Here is a 21194-nt window from a genome sequence, read left to right on the forward strand (position 1 = left end):
TCGAGCTCGGAGAGCAGACCGTCCACGTCGTCACGGTCGACGGTCAGGTCATCGGCGAAATGCCGGTCGCCAGTGGCGTCGGGCACGTACTTCACAGTGACAACGATCCTCAAGCTCACGCCGGCTCCTTTGCAAGTGATCCCTACGTCACGCTTTATTGACAAGGTGAGAAGAGTATGACATTTAAATTCTTGTCAGATCAATACTGACTGCCCTTGAGGCACCTCAACGGACCGAAGCATCGGCCATGGCTGGGCGACTGCACGTCAACGCCTGTGGATGCCTCGGTACCTGGCGTGCCGGACGTGAAGGAGGACGCCGTGCTCATCGGCGTGGTGAAGGAGTCCAAACCGGGCGAGACGCGGGTCGCGGCCACGCCTACGACCGCCGCGCAACTGCTGAAGCTCGGCTACCAGGTGGTGGTCGAGCCGGGCGCGGGTGCGGCATCCAGCTTTCCCGACAAGGCGTACATCGAGGCGGGCGCCACCATCGGTGATGCCCTGGCGGCCGACATCGTGTTCGGAGTGAACCCGCCGTCGGCGCAACAGCTGGACGGGTTGCGCGAAGGCGCCACGCTCGTCTGTCAGTTGGGCCTGGCGGGGAAGCCCGACCGGGCGGAGGACCTGGCCGGGCGGCCGGTCACCGTGCTCGCCATGGACGCCGTACCGCGAATCTCACGGGCCCAGTCGCTCGATGTGCTGTCCTCGATGGCCAACATCGCCGGCTACCGGGCCGTGGTCGAGGCAGCCCATGAGTTCGGCCGGTTCTTCACCGGTCAGGTCACGGCTGCGGGCAAGGTACCTCCGGCCAAGGTGCTGATCGCCGGTGCCGGTGTCGCCGGCCTCGCGGCGATCGGCGCTGCGGGCAGTCTGGGCGCGGTGGTGCGTGCCACCGACCCGCGCCCGGAGGTGGCCGACCAGGTCAGGTCGCTCGGCGGCGAGTACCTGGCGATCGAGTCCCGTGAAGCGGAGGTCAGCGCGACCGGATACGCCAAGGAGATGGGGGACGCCTACAAGGCGCGCGAGGTGGAGTTGTACGCCCGGCAGTGCCAGGACGTCGACATCATCATCACCACCGCTCTCATCCCGGGGAGGTCGGCGCCGCGACTGATCACCGCCGAGATGGTGGCCGACATGAAGCCGGGCAGCGTGATCGTGGACATGGCCGCGTCGAACGGCGGCAATGTGGAGGGCTCCGTCGCGGGGGAGAAGGTGGTCACTGCCAATGGGGTGACCATCATCGGCTACACCGACCTGGCGGGTCGGCTTCCCGCCCAGGCCTCCCAGTTGTACGGAACCAACCTGGTCAACCTTATGAAGCTGCTGACGCCGGACAAGGACGGCACACTGGTCCTGGACTTCGACGACGTCGTGCAGCGTTCGATGACCGTCGTGCGCAAGGGGGAGCTGACCTGGCCACCGCCGCCGGTGCAGGTGTCGGCGACACCGAAGACGGCGCCCGTCGTGACGGCTGGGCGGGCGGACAGCGCGGCGCCGCGAGTCATGTCACCCGCAAAGCGATACACGGCGATCGCTGTGGCCGGTGCACTGCTGTTCCTGACCGTCGCGCTGTCGCCGCACGCACTGCAGGGCCACCTGACCGTCTTCGCTCTCGCAATCGTGGTCGGCTACTACGTGATCGGGCATGTCCACCACGCCCTCCACACTCCGCTCATGTCGGTGACCAACGCCATCTCGGGCGTCATCGTGGTCGGGGCGCTGCTGCAGATCGGCCACGGCGACACGGCGATCACGGCTGTCTCGTCCGTCGCGATCCTGCTCGCCGCCATCAACATCTTCGGTGGGTTCGCCGTCACCCGGCGCATGCTCGCCATGTTCTCCAGGAGCTGACTCCGCATGGCTGTCCACACCGCCGCACAGGCGGCATACATCGTCTCGGCACTGTTGTTCATCCTGGCTCTGGCGGGCCTGTCGAGGCACGAAACCGCCAAGGCCGGCAACACTTTCGGCATCGTCGGCATGGCGTTGGCGCTGAGTGCGACGGTAGCGCTGGCCATCGACCACGGCCTGGAGAACTCTGGCCTGGGCCTGCTGATCGGCGCCACTGCCGTCGGCGCCCTCATCGGGCTCCGACGTGCCAAGGCGGTGGAGATGACGGGCATGCCGGAGCTGATCGCGCTCCTGCACAGCTTCGTGGGGCTGGCCGCGGTCATGGTCGGCTGGAACGGATACCTCCACGTCGAGGCGGACCCCGACAGCGGCGGAGCGCAGGCGCTGCGTGCCGCGGACACCCTGGGAATCCACCACGCCGAGGTGTTCATCGGCGTGTTCATCGGTGCGGTGACGTTCACCGGTTCCGTTGTGGCCTACCTCAAGCTGTCCGCACGGATGAAGTCCGCGCCGCTGACGCTGCCGGGCAAGAACGCTCTCAACGTCGGTGCCCTCCTCGTGTTCGCCGTGTTGACCACGTGGTTTGTGATCGAGCCGAGCCTCTGGCTCCTGGTGGTGGTCACCACGATCGCGCTGCTGCTCGGCTGGCACCTGGTGGCCTCGATCGGCGGCGGTGACATGCCGGTCGTAGTGTCCATGCTGAACAGCTACTCCGGCTGGGCCGCGGCCGCGTCGGGATTCCTCCTGGAGAACGACCTGCTGATCATCACGGGCGCCCTGGTCGGTTCCTCCGGCGCGTACCTGTCCTACATCATGTGCAAGGCGATGAACCGGTCCTTCGTCTCTGTCATCGCCGGCGGCTTCGGGATCGAGACGGGCCCGGGTGGTGATCAGGACTACGGCGAGCACCGCGAGATCAGTGCCGAAGGCGTCGCGGAGATGCTCACAGGCGCCGACTCGGTGGTCGTCACCCCCGGTTATGGCATGGCCGTCGCGCAGGCGCAGCACGGTGTGGCCGAACTGACCCGCGCCCTGAGAGAGAAGGGCAAGGACGTTCGCTTCGGGATCCATCCGGTCGCCGGACGGCTCCCCGGCCACATGAACGTGTTGCTTGCCGAGGCCAGAGTGCCCTATGACGTCGTGCTGGAGATGGACGAGATCAACGACGACTTCGACGGCACGTCTGTGGTACTCGTCATCGGCGCGAACGACACCGTCAACCCGTCGGCGATGGACGACCCCGGCAGCCCGATCGCCGGTATGCCGGTGCTGCGGGTCTGGGAGGCCGACAATGTCGTGGTCTTCAAGCGCTCCATGGCCTCCGGCTACGCCGGCGTACAGAACCCGCTGTTCTTCCGGGAGAACTCAGCGATGCTGTTCGGCGACGCCAAGGAAAGTGTCGAGGACATCCTCCGCGCACTCTGACGGGCACCCGGCAGAGCTGCCGCCACGGAGGTGCACGTCCTGCCCGAGCCCCCTCGACCAACCCGCCGTACCGCCAGGCCCGGTTTGACCGGTGCCGTAGGCGCGAGGGCTCGGCGCCACCCTGATGTCACAAGGAATTCTTCCACGGCAGCAGTGAGCGTTGCCGACCTTGGTTGACGAATTGCGGCTCGAAGGTCAGGGCCACGTCCTGGGGCACCCTGGCCTCGACCGGGCCGACGTCGGTCGGCGCGATCTAGGCGAGGTGTCGCTGCGGCTGTTGCCGTTGCTCTTCCCGGAGGGATCGTGCTTCTCGTGGCCGACGTGATCGGCCGTCGCGTCTTCCAAGGGAGCCCGGCGGGGCCGGAAGGGGTTGCACCTTTCTGGCTCCGCCGTGGCCCGAGATCTGGGCCCGGGATCCAAGACAGAGCTCGCCCAGGATGTTTTGAACATGACGGTCGGCGGCGCGCGGAGACAGCCCAAGCGTGGAGGCGATCTGCCGGTTGCTCATTCCCTCGGCGACGGGCGCTGCCATTTCGTGTTCCCGGCGGGTGAGGGGGCATTTTCAGTGGTCGGCGCGGCTGGCTCGGCGGCGGGATCCAAGGCGTACCCGATGGCCGGGCGGGGCTGTCGTGGCGTCCGCCTTCCGCGACGGCCTTCTCGTACGCCTCCGACCCCAGAGCGCGTTCGGCCGCGCCCTCGCTGCGTGTGTGGTATTCGGCCATGCGCGGGCCGAACGCGGAGACGGAGGTGCCGGCCGGCGCCGGCAGCGCCCAGCAGCCTGGCCGCCCGCCCGTGAGCCCAGCGGAGCCGGTGGCCCAGGCGAGCAGTTCCAGCATCCGCGCGACCATCGCGTGGTCGTCGAAGCCTCGCATGCTTTCGAGTGCGGACCGTACCAGTGCCTGGCCGCCTCCCGGTCACCGCGGGCCCAGGCGTGGTGGCCCAGTGCTATCAGTACCTGGGCACGGCCCCAGCGCTCCCCGTTCACCTCGAAGGCGGCGATGACCTGCCTGCCCGTCTCTGCGGCACAGGGATCCTGGGCGTATGCCTGGAGGCAGACCAGCGCCAGCGGCCAGGAGGTCGCCTCACGCTCGTCCCCCGGCGTCGACAGGGCGGCCCACGCCTCCTCGTACCGGGAGATGGCTTCCTGGGGGTGCCCTCGGTAGTGCGCCGATCTTGGCGGTCGACGACGCTCCGCCGAACACCTTCGCGATGCGGTGACAAGCGTCAGAGTGTGGTTCCGGAGGCAGGTGGTCACCCTCAATCACCACCTGCCTCCGGCTCACACCATCGCTCCCGGCGTTCCGGGCCTCGCGGTGCGGGGCGAAGACCGGAAGCCCTTTGATCAGGGCACGGGGTGTGAGTCGTGGGTCTGGCCCAGAAGCCGCCTGGCTCTCTCCAGGACGGGCTTGTCGACCATCCGGCCGTCGACCGCGGTGACGGAGTCCCCTGCGGCGGCGACGGTGCGCGCCCACTCCAACTCGGCCTCCGACGGGGCGAATCCCCGGCTGACTCCCTCGACTTGGGCCGGGTGGATGCAGAGTTTCCCGGTAAAGCCCAGACGGCGCGCGTGCATGATGTCCGCGCGCAGGATCTCGGCGTCCTTCACCGCGGTGGTGACTCCGTCGACCGGTGGGCAGATGCCGGCTGCGGCCGAGGCCGAGACGAGCTTGGAACGCGCGTACGCGAGGGCGGCATGGTCGTCCCAGGCGACACCGAGTTGCCCAGCGAGGTCGACGTTGCCGAAGGCCGCACGGGCGACGCCCACGGTGGCGCACACCTCCCATGCCCGCTCCACGCCCGCTGCCGTCTCGATGAGCGGAACGAGCTCGCAGCGCCCGGCGACCCGGGCGGCGACCTCCGTGAGTACGGTGGGATCCTCCGCCTTGGGCACCATGACCGGGCAGCCATGGCGGGCCGCCTGCGCCAGGTCGGACTGGAACCACGGCGTTCCCGGCGGGTTGATCCGGACGACCGCTTCGTTCCCCTGAGCCAGCCAGGTGGCGGCGTTTGCACGGGCCTGCGCCTTGTCCTCAGCCGCGACGGCGTCCTCGAGGTCGATGATCACCAGGTCCGCACCGGAGGCGGCGGCCTTGGCGAAGCGGTCCGGCCGGTGTCCGGGAACGAAGAGCCAGCTACGAGCCGACGAGACGTATGTGCTGCCGCGCGTCATGCGAAGGCCACCTCGGCGCCGGCGTGCCGTGCCTCTCGGCCAGAGGCGATACGCAGCTCGGTCCGGCCGCCCACCGGAGTGCCGGCGGCGAGCAGGCGCTCGCCCGCGAAGACTGGACTGCGTAGGCGGTAGGCCACGGACCGCACCTGGCGGGCCGGGGCGTTGCGGCGGACGAGATCCATCATGAGCAGCACCAGAAGAGGGCCGTGGACCACCAGCCCCGGATAGCCCTCCTCGTCCCGGGCGTAGGGCAGGTCGTAGTGGATGCGGTGGGCATTGGAGGTGAGCGCGCTGAAGCGGAACAGCAGGGGTGGGTCCGGCCGCAGTGAGAGCTGCCACGCGTCATCGGCCTTGGGTTCCGACGACGCTTCGAGCGCCGGGGGAGCACTCCGGGTGAGGCCGCGTCCGGACCGGTAGACGATGTCCTGTTCCTCGACGAGACAGGTCCGGCCCCGCTGCCGGTACTCGTGGCGCTGGGTCACGAAGAGCAGTTCACCGGTTCTGCCGTGTTTGACCTCGACGCTCTCTACGCTGCTGATCCTCTCGGCCGCCTCGCCGAGACGCAGGGGTTCGGAGACTGTGCAGCGCCCTCCGGCGAACATCCGCTTCCGGTCGGGGACGGGAGGCAGGAATTGGCCGTGAGCCGGGTGGCCGTCGGGCCCGAGATCGCGCTGGGCGGGCCAGTCCAGAAAATAGAGCCAGTGCCACAGTGCCGGAAGAGGAGCCCCGGAGTCCGCGATGGGTTCGGCTCTGTCGAGCAGCGCCGACAGCGCCGCGACGGGTCCGGGGAGCAGCGGGTCCTCGCAGGTGACCGAGCCCGGCTTCCATGACTCCACGTGCGCTTGGAGAGGACTCGTACTGAGCTGCATCGGTCCGTCCTTGGGAGCGGTGGGGTGTGCGTGGGGGCCGCGCCGCTGGTGGGCCCGGCCCGGCGGCTGACGACCTTGCCATGATTGTAAGACAATTGCAGAATTGTCAATAGAGAGGCACTTGCGGACGCACGTGACAATGCCTGCCCCGGCCTGGCAGCAGGGCGGTTGATTTCTCTTGGCCGGTTCCCTCTGGCCGTGGGTATCCAGCGGTTCTTGTGTGCCGTGGAAGCACCCGCAGTGCGCCGTTCCGCAGAAGGGAAGCACGTTGACACCATCACCCCAGCCACTCGACGGTCTGCGCATCGTCGAAGGTGCTTCCTTCGTGGCCGGACCCTCGGCCGGACTGGCTCTCGCCCAACTCGGGGCGGACGTCATCCGGGTCGACCCTCCGGGCGGCGGAAGCGACTTCCTTCGTTGGCCGCTCTCCTCCACCGGGGACAGTCTGTTCTGGGCCGGCCTCAACAAGGGCAAGCGGTCCGTGGCCATCGACCACCGCACTGAGCAGGGACGGGAACTGCTGCTCGCCCTCGCCGCGGCGCCCGGACGCGGGGCGGGGATCTTCCTGGACAACATGGTCGGCCGACACCGGCTGACGTACGACGAACTGCGTGCGCGGCGCGAGGACGTCATCCACGTCCATCTGCAGGGCAGGAGCGACGGGTCCCCGGCCGTCGACTACACGATCAACGCGGAAGTGGGAGTACCGCAGATGACCGGCCCCGAGGGCGTGGAACAGCCGGTCAACCACGTACTGCCCGCCTGGGACCTGCTGTCCGGAATGGTCGTGGCCTCGGGAATCCTGGCCGCTGTCCTCCATCGTGAGCGTGAGGGGGAGGGAGCCCGGCTCGAACTCGCGCTGGCAGACGTGGCGTTGGCCGGCGTCGGCAACATGGGATGGCTGGCGGAAGCGGAGATGAGGGGCGGTCCGCGGGTCCGGCAGGGGAACCACATGTACGGCTCCTTCGGCGTGGACTTCGAGACCTCGGACGGTCGTCGGCTGATGGTGGTCGCCCTGACCGAGGGGCAATGGCGCGCACTGCGCGACGTCACCGAGACGGGCGCCGTCTTCGCCGCGCTGGAGCAGGCCCTGGGTGCGGACCTGAGCCAGGAGGGCGACAGGTACCGCCTGCGCGAGACGATCGCCGCCGTACTGAGACCATGGTTCGCCCAGCGGGACTTCGGCGCGGTGCGCGAACTGCTGGAGCGCGCGAAGGTCCTGTGGAGTCCGTACCTGGACATGGCCGAAGCGGCTCGCGCCGCACGCGCTGACGAGACGTCGGTGGCGGCGGAGGTGGACCAACCGGGAATCGGCCCTCTACTGGCCACCGGTCGACCGCTGCGGTGGGCCGGAACCGGGGCTCCCCCCGTGCCGGCGCCACGCCTTGGCGAACACACCGAAGACGTGCTGTCCGACCTCCTCGGCCTCTCGAGCGGTGAGATCGGCCGACTGCAGGACGCTGGTGTCGTCCGGGTGAGCGGCGACGGCAGCCGGCGGAGTCGACGGCCGTCCGGCCCGGAGCTTCCCCAGGATTCGCCGCGACAACGCAGTCTGCCCGCGCGGATGTGAGTGCCCCCGGAACTCGCACATCGGTGGCGACGCCGATGGTAGGGCTGGGTCACGCCACACGGCACTCTGCGGTGTGTGCCGGTAGAAGGGCTGGCCCTTGTCGTCTTCTCGGCCTTGACCGACCCGCCGAAGCGACGAGGTGCGGCTGGCATGGTGGGCAGAGGACCCGTGACGGTCGTGGCAGGGGCAGCTTCATCTTTCGATGCCCGTCATCGACGTACGCCGCGACTTCCTCACGTTCTCGATCCGGCAGGAGGCCGGCGACTCGGCCGCTGTTCGGACTGCCGGTGGCACGGCACTCCTGCGGCAGTCGCGACGACGCGGCGGTCGGCGGTGAGGGCGAGAAGGGCGCTCCCATCACGAGGTGGCAACGGACCCGAATGGCATCGTCAGGCCTCTTGACGGACAGTTGTTACGTAGCTTTGAATGCAGTCTGACATTAGCTCGCTTGGTAGAAGTTGGGCCAGGCGCTCTGCAATGAGGCGGTGTGCTGATGAAGGTAACGCGCTGGGATCTGCCGAGGGTGGCTGTGGACGCCCCCTCTGCCGATGCCGCAGCAGCCGCTGCGGCTGAGCGTGCGGGCCGGCTCACAGACTTGAAATATCGCTGGCCCGCTCGCTACCGGGCAAGCTGGGCCGCGTTCCTGATGCTCGCTGCGGTGGTGCTCTTCGCGGCACCGCGCACCCTCAGTAGCGCGTCGCTCGAAATGGTCACCGCGCTCGCCGGTGTGCTGGCGATCGCCGCGATCGGGCAGATGCTGATCATCATGCTGGGATCGATCGATCTGTCGGTCTCGGCCATCATGTCCGTGGCGGCCGGCATGATCGTCCACTACGGCGGCCCAGGGGCGAGCGTGCCGACGGTGATCGCCTTCGCGTTGGTGGTCCCGGTCGTCTTCAGTCTGGTCAACGGAGTGCTCATCGCCGTTTTCCGGCTCAACGCGCTGATCGTGACCCTGGCGACGTTCGGCATGATCTCCGGCGGGATCACGTTGTGGACGAGCGTGTCGCTGTCCGTTTCCGGGCAGGCGCCACAGTCCCTCCAGGAATTGGCGCAGAAGACGTTCTTCGGCGTCAATGTCGGCTTCCTGTTCGCGCTGGGGGTGGCCGTGACAATCGGCGCGGTCCTGACCAAGACCCGTTTCGGCCGCCGTATCGCAGCCGTCGGCGCCAATGGGCGGTCGGCTCGGGCACTCGGAATCCGGGTCACCGCGGTCGAACTGTCGACGTACGCCCTTGCCGGACTGTTGTACGGCATCGCGGGCGTGCTGCTCGCCGGGTACATAGGGACGCCGGACGTCTACGCGGGCGCGCCGTACCAAATGGCCACGATCACGGCGGCGGGCATCGCGGGAGTGATCTTCACTGGAGGACCGGCGAGCGTCGCCAGCGTCGTGATCGCCGCAATCTTCCTGCAGTTTCTCGACCAGGCGCTCTCCATCATGGGCCTTTCGGCCGGGGCGCGCGTGGTGATCCAAGGACTTGCCCTCGTGGTCGCCGTCGCTGCCATCACCCTTGGCCAGTACGGCGCCTCGAGCTTCAGGCGTGGCTTCAAGAAGGCCGGACGCCCCGTTGCCGGCGGCTGACGCCAAGCAGTGCCATCCGCCGCATCTCCGTTACCTGCCATGCCGAGAGGAGCACATCAATGACGATGGGCAAGCAGGCCTGCGTGCGTAGTCGTAAGACCCGCCAAAGGCTCACCATCACCGCCGTCGCCGCGATACTCGCGCTGACCGCCTGTTCCAGCACGACAGCGAGCAACTCCGCTGACAACGCGGGCTCGACGGACGCGTCCCCCGGGTCCTCCGCGCCGGTCGACGAGAAGGCAGTCGCCACGACCATCAAGCGCATGTTCCTGAAGGACATCGCGCTCGAAACCATGGACCCGGTGGTCCAGGAGGCCATGAAGACGGCCGCCGTCAAGTTCACGCCCAAGATGGAGTCCAAGCTCCAGGAGTGTCTGACGAAGAACGTCTGTGAGACCGGCACCGGCTCGCTCACGATCGGCTTCCCCAACGACAACATCAACCCGTGGCGTCAGACCTTCCGCGCCGAACTCACCGCCCAGGCGATCTCCTCGGGTCAGGTCTCGAGGGTCATCTACAGCCTGGGGTCCGATGTCGCCAGCTACCTGGCCAACTTCAAGAGCATGATCGCCCAGCGGCCCGACATCATCGTGATGGACACGATCTGGGGAGCCGCCGTGCTGCCCGTGGTGCAGCAGGCCAAGGCGGCCGGCATCACCGTTGTCCAGGTGGAGACACCGGTTCCGGACGCGGTCGCCAAGGCGGTGGACGTCTACGCGCCCGCCGACCTCTGCGGTGCCTACACCGACGGTGCGAAGCAAGTGGCACAGATGGTCGGCAAGCCCGGCAGCTACGGTCTCTACACCGGTGTCCCCGGCAACGCCAGCGCGGCGGCATGGCAGCCGTGCCTTGAGAAGGGCCTGAAGGACGCGGACTGGCGCAAGTCGATCGAGGGATTCACCCAGTGGACACCCCAGGGCATGACGCAGGCGGGTAATTCGCTGTTCGCCTCCGGCAGGGACCCGGAGGCGGTGGCCTACGACTACACCCTGGAATACTTCTTGGCCCCGTACCTCAAGGCCGACCGCACGCCGCCGATTCTGATGTCGGACGTCGTGAACTACGCCTTCCTCAAGCAGTTCAAGGAGGCACAGGAGGACGGCGTCAAGGCGACGGCGTTCGTCGCCAACAGCCGTGTGTGGTACGGCCGCATCGGTGTCACCGCCGGGATCATGGCCAAGCAGGGCCAGAAGGTCGACCACGAGGTGTCGATCCCGTACCCGATGGTGGACATCAGCGAGGTGATGCCGACCTACGACCCGGCGATGCCGGCGAACGCACCGGTGCCCACCCTCTTCAATGCCAAGCAGGCGGCCGCTGTTCTCGCGGCAGGTTCGTGATTCCTGAACGACCTGGCGGTGCTGGCCGGACCGGGCGAGGCCCGGCCCGGCCAGCACCGAAGCATCGAATCAGCCAGCGGAGGAATCCTTGATGGAGAAGATCATGCCGCGTACAGACGATCTCGCCGAGGACAGGACCCCCGGCACTACGGACGTTCAGCGCAGCGTCCCCGCCGTCACCCTCACCGGGGTCACGAAGTCGTTTCCCGGCGTTCGGGCATTGTCCGACGTCGACTTCGACTGCCGCCCGGGCGAAGTCCACGCCCTGGTCGGGGAGAACGGCTCCGGGAAGTCGACGCTGATCAAGATCGCGTCGGGTGTTCTGGGCGGGGACGAGGGCACTGTCCTCATCGGCGGCGAGGAACTCGGTGCCGGCGGAGTGCAGCGGGCCCGGCGCCTGGGACTCATCACCGCCTACCAGGACACTTCACTGGTTCCCGAGTTGAGCGTGGCCGACAACATCACCCTCAGCTTCAACGCCGTCGGCGAGTCGAGGCCGTCCGACCTGGACGAAATGCTCGCCCGGTTCCACCTCCCGTTCAAGCCCACGGACCTGGTCTCCGCTCTCGGCCCGGGCGCCCGCCAGCTGCTCGAAGTGGCGAGAGCGATGGCCCACCGCCCCCGCGTACTGATGCTCGACGAACCCACCGCCGCGCTCGACATGCGTCTGGCCGAGCAGCTCAGCGATCTGATCAAGCAGGCCCGCGACGAGGGCACCGCCATCGTGTACGTGAGCCACCGACTGGCCGAGGTCAAGCGCCTCGCCGACCGTGTCACGGTGCTGCGCGACGGAGTCATCCAGGGCACCCACGCATCGCGGGACTGGGACGTCGACGAGATCGTCGAGCTCATGGTCGGCGCACCGACCGAACTCGAGTTCCCCACACGTACACGGCCGTCCTCGTCGCCTGTCCGGCTGGACGTCCAAGAGCTTTCCGGTCGTGGGTTCGGACCAGTGTCGATCCACGTGCGTGCGGGCGAGATCGTCGGTGTCGCCGGGGCCGAGGGCAACGGCCAGCGAGCGCTGCTGCGCGGCATCATCGGCATCGACCGGACTGGCGGAACAAGCAGCGTCGACGACAAGAAGATGCGCCGCGTCACGCCCGCGACCGCGCTCGACGCCGGCATCAGCTTCCAGAGCGGCGACCGGGCGGCCGAATCCGTCTTCGAGTCGATGTCGGTCATGGACAACGCCACGATCCAGCTCGGCCCCGATGCCGGGCCGGCCGGATTGTCGCTCGGTCGACGGTTGCTGCCTGCCTTCCGGCAGGCGAAACGGGATCTGGGCATCGTCGCGGCGTCGCCGTATCAACCCGTCAGCGGGTTGTCGGGCGGCAACCAGCAGAAGTCCGTGCTCGCCCGGCCCGCGCTGCGTCAGCCGAAGGTGCTCATCGTCGACGAGCCCACTCAGGGTGTCGACGCACGGGCCCGTATGGACATCTACCGCGTCCTCGCGTCCGCTGCCGACGAGGGCATCGCGGTCCTTGTGAACTCCTCCGACTCGGCTGAACTCGCGGGGCTCTGCGATCGCGTGTACGTCATGTCGCGCGGACGCGTCGTCCAGGAGCTCGGCGGGCCGACCTCCGAGACCGAGATCGTGCGCGGCTTCGTCAGCGCGACCGATGTGGCCGAAGAACAGGGACCCGCCCTGGTCCAGGGTCAGGGACTGATACGCCGGCTGGTCGGCCGTGTCTCCGCGCATCTGCCCATCGCCATCCTCCTGCTGCTGATCACCATGGTCGCGCTCTACACCGGCACGCAGTCCGACGTGTTCTGGACGAAGACGAACCTGGCGAACCTGCTGATCCTCACGTTGCCGTTGGCCTTCGTCGCGATCGGTCAACAGTTCGTGATGTGCACCGGCCTGCTCGACATCTCCATCGGTTCGACGATGAGCCTGACAGTCGTTCTCGTGTCCATGACTCTGCCCGATCTCGGGGCATCATCGGTTCTCGCCACCCTGGGTCTGCTGACAGTGGAAGTCCTGGCGATCGGCCTTTTCAACGTCCTACTGATCGAAGTCCTCAAAGTGACCCCGATCATCGCGACGGTGGCGACCATGGGCATCGTGCAGGGCATCGCGATCGTCCTGCGCCCGCAACCCGATGGCGCGATCGCCCCGGAATTCGTCGCACTCGTCGCTCAGGGCATCGGATTCGTTCCGGCCGCGTTCATCATCCTGGTGGTCATCGCGGTCGCCACGGAGTTCTGGCTCCGTCGAAGCCGCAGCGGGCTCGCCCTGCGCGCTGTGGGATTCCACGGTGAGTCGGCTCGTCGCGTGGGGACACGCGTCGTCCGGGTACGGGTGCTCAGCCTCATCCTCTGCGCCCTCGGCGCCGTGATCGGTGGCGTCTTCCTCGCCAGCCAGACCGGTTTGGGGTCGAACGCGGTGGGCGCCGGATACACCCTTCCCTGCTTCGCCGCCGTGTTCCTCGGCGGAGCGGTGCTCAGCGGTGGCCGCGGCTCGTTCGTCGGCGCCATGCTCGGGGCGCTGTTCCTGGGCCTGCTGAACAACGTCACACCACTGCTGCACATCCCGGATGCCTGGCAGCAGATCCTCTACGGCGGCATTCTGCTGGTGGCCGTCGGGGCCTATGCGTCGCTCGAGCGCGCCCGCAACCGCGGCGTCCGCGCTGCCTGAGAGCTCAACCGGCTCACACTGGAGAACAACGTGCACTGGAGAACCATGGTGACCTACGAGATCAACACGCTGATCCCCGATCGCACCTTCGTGGAGGCGCCCCGCTGGCACGAGAACCGGGTCTGGTTCTCGGAGCTGCACACATGCAGCGTCATGTCGGCCAGGGAAGACGGCTCCGACCTTCGCGTCGAGGCGATCGTTCCCGGGCAGCCGTCCGGACTGGCCTGGCTGCCGGACGGCAGACTGCTCGTGGCCTCGATGCAAGATCGCACGTTGTTGCGTCGCGAGACCGACGGCAGCATGGTGGTGCACGCGGACCTGAGTGGTCATGTCAACGGCTTGTGCAACGAAGTCATCGTCGACCGGCACGGCCGGGCCTACGTCGGCGACTTCGGGTTCGACCTGGACAACCGGGCACCGATGGCGCCGGGCTCTGTCCACCGGGTCGACCCGGACGGCCGGATCACCGAGGTCGCCACCGGCCTTTGGTTCCCGAACGGCTGCGTACTCACCGAAGACGACGTCTTCATCGTCAACGAAACCTTCGGGAACCGCATTTCCGCCTTCGACCTGACCGACGACGGGCGGCTCGTCAATCACCGGGTATGGGCCGAGTTCGGTCCGCTGCCCAGAACGACGGATTTCGTTGAGGCCGAAGCGGATTTCCTCGTGTGCCCTGACGGCATGTGCGTCGATGCCGAGGGTGCGCTGTGGATCGCCGACCTCTGTTCCGAAAAACTCCTGCGCCTGCGCGAAGGGGGTGAGGTGATCGATGAGATCATGCCCGGCATGATGCCCTTCTCATCCGTTATCGGAGGAGTTGACGGCCACACCATGTTCATCTGCGCCGCGCCCGACTTCAATCAGCCGGAACGCCGGATCACGACCGAGGCGAGGATTCTGACGACGCGCGTGTCGGTGGGGATGGCAACGGGGACGATGGAGAGCCGGCCTGCTGAGATCAGGTAGTCCCGTCGTACTGCTTCGCTCCGCACCAGGTGACGGCTGTCAGGCGTACGGAAGCCCGATCGGCCACCGACCTGACGTCGGCGACAGCTGATCAACGTCAATTCCAGCGTCTGGCCGGGCTCGCACCAACACACGGCGTCGCCATCGAGCCGGCCAACCACAGCCTCGGACCTCGCACGGGGGACTGACGACCAAGCTCTTACTGAAGGTGCCATCAGTCACTGAAGGCGCCCTGAACGTACCTCTCAGGCAGGGACTCCCTGTTCCTGGGAGAAAATTGACCCCTCTTCGCCGGGCATTTGTTGAGGTTCACTGGCTGCGGCACACCCCAAGCCCTCCCGAAGGATCGACTCGGTATGCACTCCATCAGGATCGCCGCACCCGTGGCTCGCACCGGCGCCCGTCGCGTCAGACTGGCGACAGCGTCACTGGTCTCCGCGACGACGCTCATCATGTTCTCGGCGGGTGCCGCGCAGGCGCACCACGGGTTCGACGACTTCGACACCGAACGCCTCTACTACATCTCGGGCACCGTCTCGCAGGTCCGCTGGGGCGAGCCGCACTCCTACTTCAGCGTGACCGTCGACAGAGATCTCCCCGCTGACACCCCCGAGCGCGATCTGCCTGAGGGACTGCGGGACGCCGCCGACAGCGACCCGATCGATGCCGCACCGTCCTACAGCGGTTCTCACGACGAGTTGGAGGTCACCATCGCGCCGCCGAGCTTCACGGGGATGTGGGGCCTCGACCGCGAGCTCAACGACGGCGAGCGGATCGAAGCCGTCGGTTATGTCGGCAAGAGTCACGACGACGAGTTCCGTCCGGTCGTGTTCTGGTACGAAGAGGGGAAGCCTGTCAACCAGGTACTCAACGAGGAACTTCCGGCGAGGCCGCTTCCGGTCCCGTATCCGCAGGGTGACGCGCCGTCCGCCGACGCCGGCCAGGAGTCCACGTCTGCCTCGGCGGACTCCGACGGCACGTCACCGATCGCGGTGTGGGCCACGCTCGGTGGCGTCCTGGTCGCCGTCGTCGCAGGTGGAGCCTTCTACCTGCGACGACGCTCGCCCCGAGCGTGACGGCGCTGGGCATGGACAATGTCTTCTCCTGGCTGGAGGACAACTGGTTCGCCGAGGCCGTCCGTGGCACGGCCTACCTGTACCCGATGCTCGAAAGCGTCCACATCATCGGCATCGCCCTCCTCATAGGGCCGGCAGCGGCATTCGATCTTCGGCTGCTCGGGCTCGGTCGGCGGACACTGCGGGTGACGACCGCGGCCAACTACCTGCTCCGCCTGTCACACCTAGGCTTCGTGATCGCGGCAGTTACCGGCGTGGCAATGTTCCTGCCCGGCGCGAGCCTCATCGCCGACCGTGGCAGTGCTCCGTGGAAGCTTGGTCTCATCCTGCTCGCAGGTCTGAACATCCTGGTCTTCCATCGGCGGACCTACCGCAGCGTGGCCGACTGGGACATGGATCAGCCGACGCCTGTCGCCGCCCGGCTTGCCGCGGTCGTCTCCCTCACGTCGTGGTCGGGTGTCACGATTGCCGGGAGGCTCCTGGCCTACACCTGACCGCACAGCGGACGGAGCCGTCAGGAGCCATGGATTTCGGCATCTGCTTCATCCAAGTCGGCGTGATGGCGCCGTGCCTCGGTGGTGATCGCTCTGACTGTGCCGCGTCAGTGACCTGCATGTGCACACCTCCGCGTCGAGGGTGAAGCCGAGCCGGCTCAGAACGCGCCGCCGCTCGCGTGCACGGTCTGGCCGGTGATCCACCGGCCGCCGTCCGACACCAGGAACGCGATGATGTCAGAGATGTCCTCGGGCTCGGCGAGCCGGTCGAGCGGCGTGCCTGCCACCCACGGTTCCCAGGCCGGCCGCGGCGCCGCCATCAAGCCGTCCGTTCGCGTCACGCCCGGCAGCACGCTGTTCACCGTCACCTACCTCGGCCCGCGTTCCTGGGCCCGTACCCGGACCAGAGTGTCTGACGCTTCCTTGCTGGCCGCGCAGACGCCCGAGCCGGCACGGGCCATCACCGCTGCGCCGCTGGAGATGGTCATGATGCGCCCGCCGTTCCGGATACGCCGCGCCGCCTCGCGCAGCGCGACGAAGGTGGCCCGAGTAGTGGTGCCGAAGACGAGGTCGCAATCCTTGTCGGTGACGTCGGTGACGTCGGTGACGTCGGTGACGTCGGTGACGTCGGTGACGTCGGTGACGTCGGTGACGTCGGTGACGTCGGTGACGGTGCCCGGCCGGTTCACGACGTTACTGACCTGGACATCCAGTCCACCGAACTCCCGCTGCCCCCGCGAACAGTTCCTCGACCGCACCCGGTACGGTCACATCCCCGTCTATTGCGACCGCCCGCTTTGCCGATCTCCGTGACCACATCATCGGCCGCGTTCTTGTCCGAGCGGTAGTTCACCACCACGCTCATCCGCTCCGCGCCCAGCCGTAGCGCGACAGCGCGCCCGATCCCGCGCGAACTTCCCTTACAAGACGTCAACTGTCGTTGCTCCATACTGGCAACGTGACCGGAACCGGCCGGGAATTGGCGACCGTACTGGGTGCGCTGCACCTGGAGATGAGCGCGATCTATGCGGAGGTGTCCGCGCGTTCGAGCTGACCGCACAGCAGGTCGAACTGCCGTGCCAGCTCATTGGCGCTTTCCCTTCCCTTGGTGAACTGGCCCGCGCGCTCGGGTGCGACAAGTCCAACATCACTGGCATGGCGGACCGGCTGGCCCGCCGCGGGCTGGTGCGTCGCGAGGCGGATCGGTACGACCGCAGAATCAGCCGGCTCACGCGCACCGAAGAGGGCGCGGCTCTGGGCGAAGAGATGGAAGTGGCTATCGCCGAACGGGTGGGGGAGCGCTGCGCCGGGCTGAGCGCGGCCGACCGGCAGCAACTCATCGCGCTCAGCCGTCCGGCACCGGCCGCGCCGGGCAAGATCTGCTGACGGCCGCTCATACTGGACTCTCTCGCCTACGGCGGACTGCGACCGTGCCGGAGGTGGCTGGCGCGCGGTGCACAGCGGTGAGCATGTCCGGCCCTCAGCGCGCGAGGACATCGCCGTATGACGTGCTCAAGACGTTGGAGTCCGTGAGGTCGTGCGTCGGCTTTGCCGGTCGCCGTCGATGCTCTCGGGTGAGCCTCGCCGGAACGCGTCAACATGCGTTCTGCGTACCTTCAGCGTCACCCGATCAGTGACCGTGTTGAGGACGCTCACTGACGACACCGTCCTCTCTACCTCGGCGTCTCGACCGCGGGCGCGAGTCGGTGGCTCGTGCTGAGCACGGAAGAAGGCTTGCCAACCTGGATACAGCATGACTATTGTCAGACTGAATCACGGTGTGCAAATCTTTAACCAAGGTCGGGAACGGCCCTGTCGATCGCAGCGCATCCTTAGGAGCGGCATGCAAGGGATCGTGTTTCGAGGCGAGCGCAATCTCGACCTGGTGACCTTTCCGGACCCGACACCGGGCCCCAATGAGGTCGTCGTGCGGATCGAGGCGTCGGGCATGTGTGGGTCCGATCTGCACATCTTCCGCGGATCCAGGGGTGGGACGCACGGCAAGATTGCGGGCCATGAACCCGCCGGCGTGATCGTCGATGCGGGCTCGGAGGTTCCCGGAAGCTGGCTCCTCCGCTCGGTCATGGTTCACCACTACTTCGGCTGCGGCAAGTGCGACCAGTGCCACGCCGGCTGGACGCAGATGTGCCGCAACGGAGCTGTGGCCATGGGCAACACCGCACACGGATCGCACGCTGACCTGGTCAAAGTTCCGTTCAGCGCGATCCTGCCCATGCCTGAGGGCTTGTCGTACCTGGCCGCTGCGGCCATCAGCTGCGGCACGGGAACGGCTTGGGGAGCGCTCAAGCGCCTGAATCTGACTGGCGACGACACCATTGCGATCTTCGGCCAGGGCCCGGTCGGACTGGCCGCCACCCAGCTGGCGGTCGCCATGGGGGCCCGCGTGGTCGCCCTCGACATCTCACCCGCCCGCCTGAAACGGGCGCACGAGTTCGGTGCGTGGTGGACGATCAACCCCGCAGAGGTGGAGTCGGTCGCCGACGCCGTCCGCGATGTCACGGGCGGCCGAGGCGTCTCGAAGAGCTTGGAGACCTCAGGTGCGTCATCCGCCGCGCAAGCCGCGCTGCACGTGTTGGACCTGTGGGGTGCCGCCTGCTGGGTCGGCGTCGGTTCGACCATCCACTTCGACCTCACCGAGCACCTATACAAGCAGATCACCGCAACGACCTCGTGGACGATGTCCATCCCGGCAATGGATGCCTGCGCCAACTTCATCGTCGAACGGGGCGTCAATGTAGATGCGCTCTTCACTGAACGCTGGAAGCTCAGTGATTACGCGGACGCCTATGAGCTATTCGACAAGCAGACGTCCGGCAAGGGTGTCTTCACCCCGTAGTAACCCTGCAAAAAAACCCTAGGGTTGCGCCGATCAACGATTGCCAGCGGCAATATCGAGCGGCGTGCAATGGGGTCGATCCAGCGCGCACGAGCCGTAGCGGCGGCGTCCAATGCGTTGCTGTGGGGATCGGGCATTGTCCGGATGATTCAATCAGGGCCACGTCATTCGACGTGATGTACAGAAAGGGAAAGAGAATGGAAGGTCGCGTGCCCGAACTCTCTGGAAAGAATGTCCTCATCACTGGCGCCCTCGGCACAATTGGGCAGGCGCTGGTCGCCCGCTATGCCGAAGAGGGTGCCAACGTAATCGCGTTGGATCGGCCGGACGCGCCCGATCCGCACAAGGCACTGGACGGCATCGCCCAGGGCGTGCGTTATTTTGGCTGCGATCTCAACGACTTGGCCGGGCTGGAGACCAGTGCGGCAGCGTTGGCTGACGAGGTCGGCGGAATCGACGTGCTGGTCAACAATGCTGCGCTGGTCATCTTCAAGCAGCACGATGAGTTCTCCATCCAGGAATACGAGGACCAGGTTCGGGTGAACTCGTCTGCCGCCTTCGTCCTGTCACGTGTCTGCTCCAAGCAGATGAAGGCGAAGCGTTACGGGAAGATTGTCAACATCACCTCGCTGACCCTGACCGGCCGATGGGACGGCTACGTGCCCTACATCGCCTCCAAGGGTGCCATGTACGGGCTGGTCAAGGGGCTTGCCCGCGAGCTCGGCGAATACCTGATCAACGTGAACGGCATCTCGCCTGGTGCCGTGGTTTCGGAGGCCGAATTTCGGGACCGAGGTGAGAAGCGCGAAGAATACCACCAGTGGATCCTCGAGAATCAAAGCATCAAGCGCCGAATCGAGGCCATTGACATTGCCAACGCGGCAGTGTTCCTCTCGACTTCGATGTCGGACCTGATCTCTGGCCAGAACATTCAGGTTGACGGCGGTTGGTAGTCACTCGAGAGAGGACTGGCGACTGGGCATCCTCAAGCCGTCCCGGAAGCGTTGTCGAGCCAGACAGCGCAGTCCCGCTGGAGTACGGGATCGCATCGACCTCGAGTGGGGGCAAACTAGCCTCGACATGTGTGGCGGCTCGCCGGTTCATCCGGCGGGCCGTTTGGGTTTCGGAGGTCGATGGGCAAGCTGAAAGCCCCGGCTACCCGGGCGGGCGCGAGCTCTACGGCCCCCGGCGGGGCGTGTTGCTCGCAGGGTCGGGAGAGTGCTGGTCGGGCGAGGCCGGCAGGGCGGGGCGGCCGGTCCTGGTTGACCATGATCACCCGGGTCAAGGGCCAGCGCACTGCGAGGCGGAGCCGGCTGGTGTTCTCCGCAGGCGGGAGGCGCCGCCCAGCATGGGCATGGCATCGAGGCGGGCCCTGGTCGATGCCGCGCCCGATGGCATGATCTTGACGTTTGCCCTCACCTGGACTTTGCCCGTTTTGGGTTTTTTCTTACGGGGATTGGAACATCCAGGGAGGAAACTCTCCCTTCCGGAGACGGCGTGGACGATGTGATTCTGTTCGACGTGACCGGGCAGCGAATCCCCCACGGGCGGAATGATGCATGCCCAGGGTCATGGCCAATCGCGTCCCACCGATCGGCGGTGACCGAACCCGGCGCCGCATACATGTTCCGCCGGCGGTGGGGATTTTGCTGCCCCGCTTGCATCATCTGTGAGAAGGCTGAGGAGATCGACGAAGCATGATGGCAAAACTAAGGCTCCCCCGACTCGGGCTAGCGCTGGCGACGGCGCTTGCGCTCCTGGTGTCCGTACCCTTTTTCGCCCAGGCCAGCGCGACTGATCGCGGTACGGGTTCCCTCGTTGGTGTGTGGCGTATGACCTCTTTGGAGGTCGGCACCGAGGGAAACCTCCAACCCGTGCCCTACTCCGGCCAGATCGTTTTCACCAAGTCCGGCACCATGTCAGTGCAGGCGATGAACCCTGACGCCAACGCTCCGGACACGCCATACACGAAGAACGGGTACGAAGCTTTCTACGGGACTTTCACCGTCAACAGGGCCGCCAGGACGTTCGTCGTGACCGTTGAGTCGTCACTGGCGCGCGACCTCATTGGGCAGAGCCTCACGCGCGCGTTCCGAGTGTCGGGCAACACTCTTGTCTTGACGCCGCCGGATCCGGCAGAAGGCTGGCGCGCCACTTATAAGCGCGTGTGATCGGATAGGCTCGGGCTCGGCAGCCTCGATCACTCATGAATCCCCGTCAGTTCTCTGACGGGGACTCTGTAATGCCTGGGAGCTCTACTGCACTCCCTCTGTTCTCGTTCATCTGCGATGAGAGAATGTACGGAAGATTCCCAACCGGTCTCTCAGGTTCACAGGAACCGCTGACCG

Annotated in this window: 16 protein-coding genes and 2 pseudogenes; 13 read left to right on the forward strand and 5 right to left on the reverse strand. The window is 66.8% G+C overall.

Annotated features, from left to right (window positions below; all coding sequences use genetic code 11):
* Positions 1-119, reverse strand: a pseudogene (locus tag RM704_RS22665) (electron transfer flavoprotein subunit beta); the annotation flags it as partial.
* Positions 120-296: 177 nt separating this feature from the next.
* On the opposite strand from RM704_RS22665, the gene RM704_RS22670 reads away from it, so the two are divergent.
* Both RM704_RS22670 and pntB read left to right on the forward strand, forming a co-directional pair.
* A complete protein-coding gene (locus tag RM704_RS22670) occupies positions 297-1850 on the forward strand; it encodes a Re/Si-specific NAD(P)(+) transhydrogenase subunit alpha (protein WP_438828944.1) in 1554 nt (517 codons plus the stop codon).
* A gap of 6 nt (positions 1851-1856) precedes the next feature.
* Positions 1857-3275, forward strand: coding sequence for a Re/Si-specific NAD(P)(+) transhydrogenase subunit beta (gene pntB, locus RM704_RS22675; protein WP_033530212.1), 1419 nt, complete (start codon positions 1857-1859; stop codon positions 3273-3275).
* A gap of 253 nt (positions 3276-3528) precedes the next feature.
* On the opposite strand, the gene RM704_RS45185 is transcribed toward pntB, so the two are convergent.
* The 3 genes from RM704_RS45185 to RM704_RS22685 form a co-directional block, all read right to left on the reverse strand.
* Positions 3529-3807: a LuxR C-terminal-related transcriptional regulator gene (locus RM704_RS45185; RefSeq protein ID WP_078937311.1), complete on the reverse strand. Its 279-nt coding sequence runs from the start codon at positions 3805-3807 to the stop codon at positions 3529-3531.
* A gap of 810 nt (positions 3808-4617) precedes the next feature.
* Positions 4618-5445 (reverse strand): HpcH/HpaI aldolase/citrate lyase family protein, encoded by an 828-nt coding sequence (locus RM704_RS22680; RefSeq protein ID WP_033530213.1) that lies wholly within the window; start codon positions 5443-5445, stop codon positions 4618-4620.
* Entirely contained in the window at positions 5442-6314 is an 873-nt protein-coding gene (locus RM704_RS22685; protein ID WP_033530214.1) for an HTD2 family dehydratase, read from the reverse strand. Before RM704_RS22685 ends, RM704_RS22680 begins: the two co-directional genes overlap by 4 nt.
* A gap of 220 nt (positions 6315-6534) precedes the next feature.
* On the opposite strand from RM704_RS22685, the gene RM704_RS22690 reads away from it, so the two are divergent.
* From RM704_RS22690 to RM704_RS22720, 7 genes are all read left to right on the forward strand, one after another.
* Complete coding sequence (locus tag RM704_RS22690; RefSeq protein ID WP_311591102.1) at positions 6535-7884, forward strand: CoA transferase; 1350 nt, start codon at positions 6535-6537, stop codon at positions 7882-7884.
* Between the two features lie 493 nt (positions 7885-8377).
* The gene (locus RM704_RS22695) at positions 8378-9469 is read left to right on the forward strand and encodes an ABC transporter permease (RefSeq protein WP_311591147.1); all 1092 of its coding nucleotides are present in this window, start codon (positions 8378-8380) and stop codon (positions 9467-9469) included.
* A gap of 59 nt (positions 9470-9528) precedes the next feature.
* Complete coding sequence (locus RM704_RS22700; protein ID WP_033530216.1) at positions 9529-10809, forward strand: substrate-binding domain-containing protein; 1281 nt, start codon at positions 9529-9531, stop codon at positions 10807-10809.
* A gap of 103 nt (positions 10810-10912) precedes the next feature.
* Positions 10913-13450: an ATP-binding cassette domain-containing protein gene (locus RM704_RS22705; protein ID WP_033530296.1), complete on the forward strand. Its 2538-nt coding sequence runs from the start codon at positions 10913-10915 to the stop codon at positions 13448-13450.
* Between the two features lie 45 nt (positions 13451-13495).
* Positions 13496-14419, forward strand: coding sequence for an SMP-30/gluconolactonase/LRE family protein (locus RM704_RS22710; protein WP_052146305.1), 924 nt, complete (start codon positions 13496-13498; stop codon positions 14417-14419).
* A gap of 356 nt (positions 14420-14775) precedes the next feature.
* A complete protein-coding gene (locus tag RM704_RS22715) occupies positions 14776-15495 on the forward strand; it encodes a DUF6152 family protein (RefSeq protein ID WP_063774507.1) in 720 nt (239 codons plus the stop codon).
* On the forward strand, positions 15492-15989 hold the full coding sequence (locus RM704_RS22720; protein ID WP_202808147.1) for a hypothetical protein: 498 nt from the start codon (positions 15492-15494) through the stop codon (positions 15987-15989). The genes RM704_RS22715 and RM704_RS22720 overlap by 4 nt, the downstream gene beginning before the upstream one ends.
* Before the next feature lie 158 nt (positions 15990-16147).
* Here the strand turns inward: RM704_RS22720 and RM704_RS22725 are convergent.
* Positions 16148-16747 (reverse strand): annotated as a pseudogene (locus tag RM704_RS22725) (SDR family oxidoreductase).
* Positions 16748-17102: 355 nt separating this feature from the next.
* Between RM704_RS22725 and RM704_RS22730 the strand changes: the two are divergent.
* From RM704_RS22730 to RM704_RS22750, 4 genes are all read left to right on the forward strand, one after another.
* Positions 17103-17375, forward strand: a complete 273-nt coding sequence (locus RM704_RS22730) for a MarR family transcriptional regulator (protein WP_311591148.1) — start codon at positions 17103-17105, stop codon at positions 17373-17375.
* A 457-nt stretch (positions 17376-17832) separates the two neighbouring features.
* A complete protein-coding gene (locus RM704_RS22740) occupies positions 17833-18846 on the forward strand; it encodes a zinc-binding dehydrogenase (RefSeq protein ID WP_033530217.1) in 1014 nt (337 codons plus the stop codon).
* A gap of 209 nt (positions 18847-19055) precedes the next feature.
* A complete protein-coding gene (locus RM704_RS22745; RefSeq protein WP_107072395.1) occupies positions 19056-19799 on the forward strand; it encodes an SDR family oxidoreductase in 744 nt (247 codons plus the stop codon).
* Between the two features lie 879 nt (positions 19800-20678).
* Positions 20679-21017 carry a lipocalin-like domain-containing protein gene (locus RM704_RS22750; RefSeq protein WP_202808149.1) on the forward strand — a complete coding sequence of 113 codons (339 nt, stop codon included), beginning with the start codon at positions 20679-20681 and terminating at the stop codon, positions 21015-21017.
* Positions 21018-21194 lie beyond the last annotated feature (177 nt).

It is taken from the genome of Streptomyces gottesmaniae (genome assembly GCF_031845845.1).
Classification (GTDB): Bacteria; Actinomycetota; Actinomycetes; order Streptomycetales; family Streptomycetaceae; genus Streptomyces; species Streptomyces akebiae.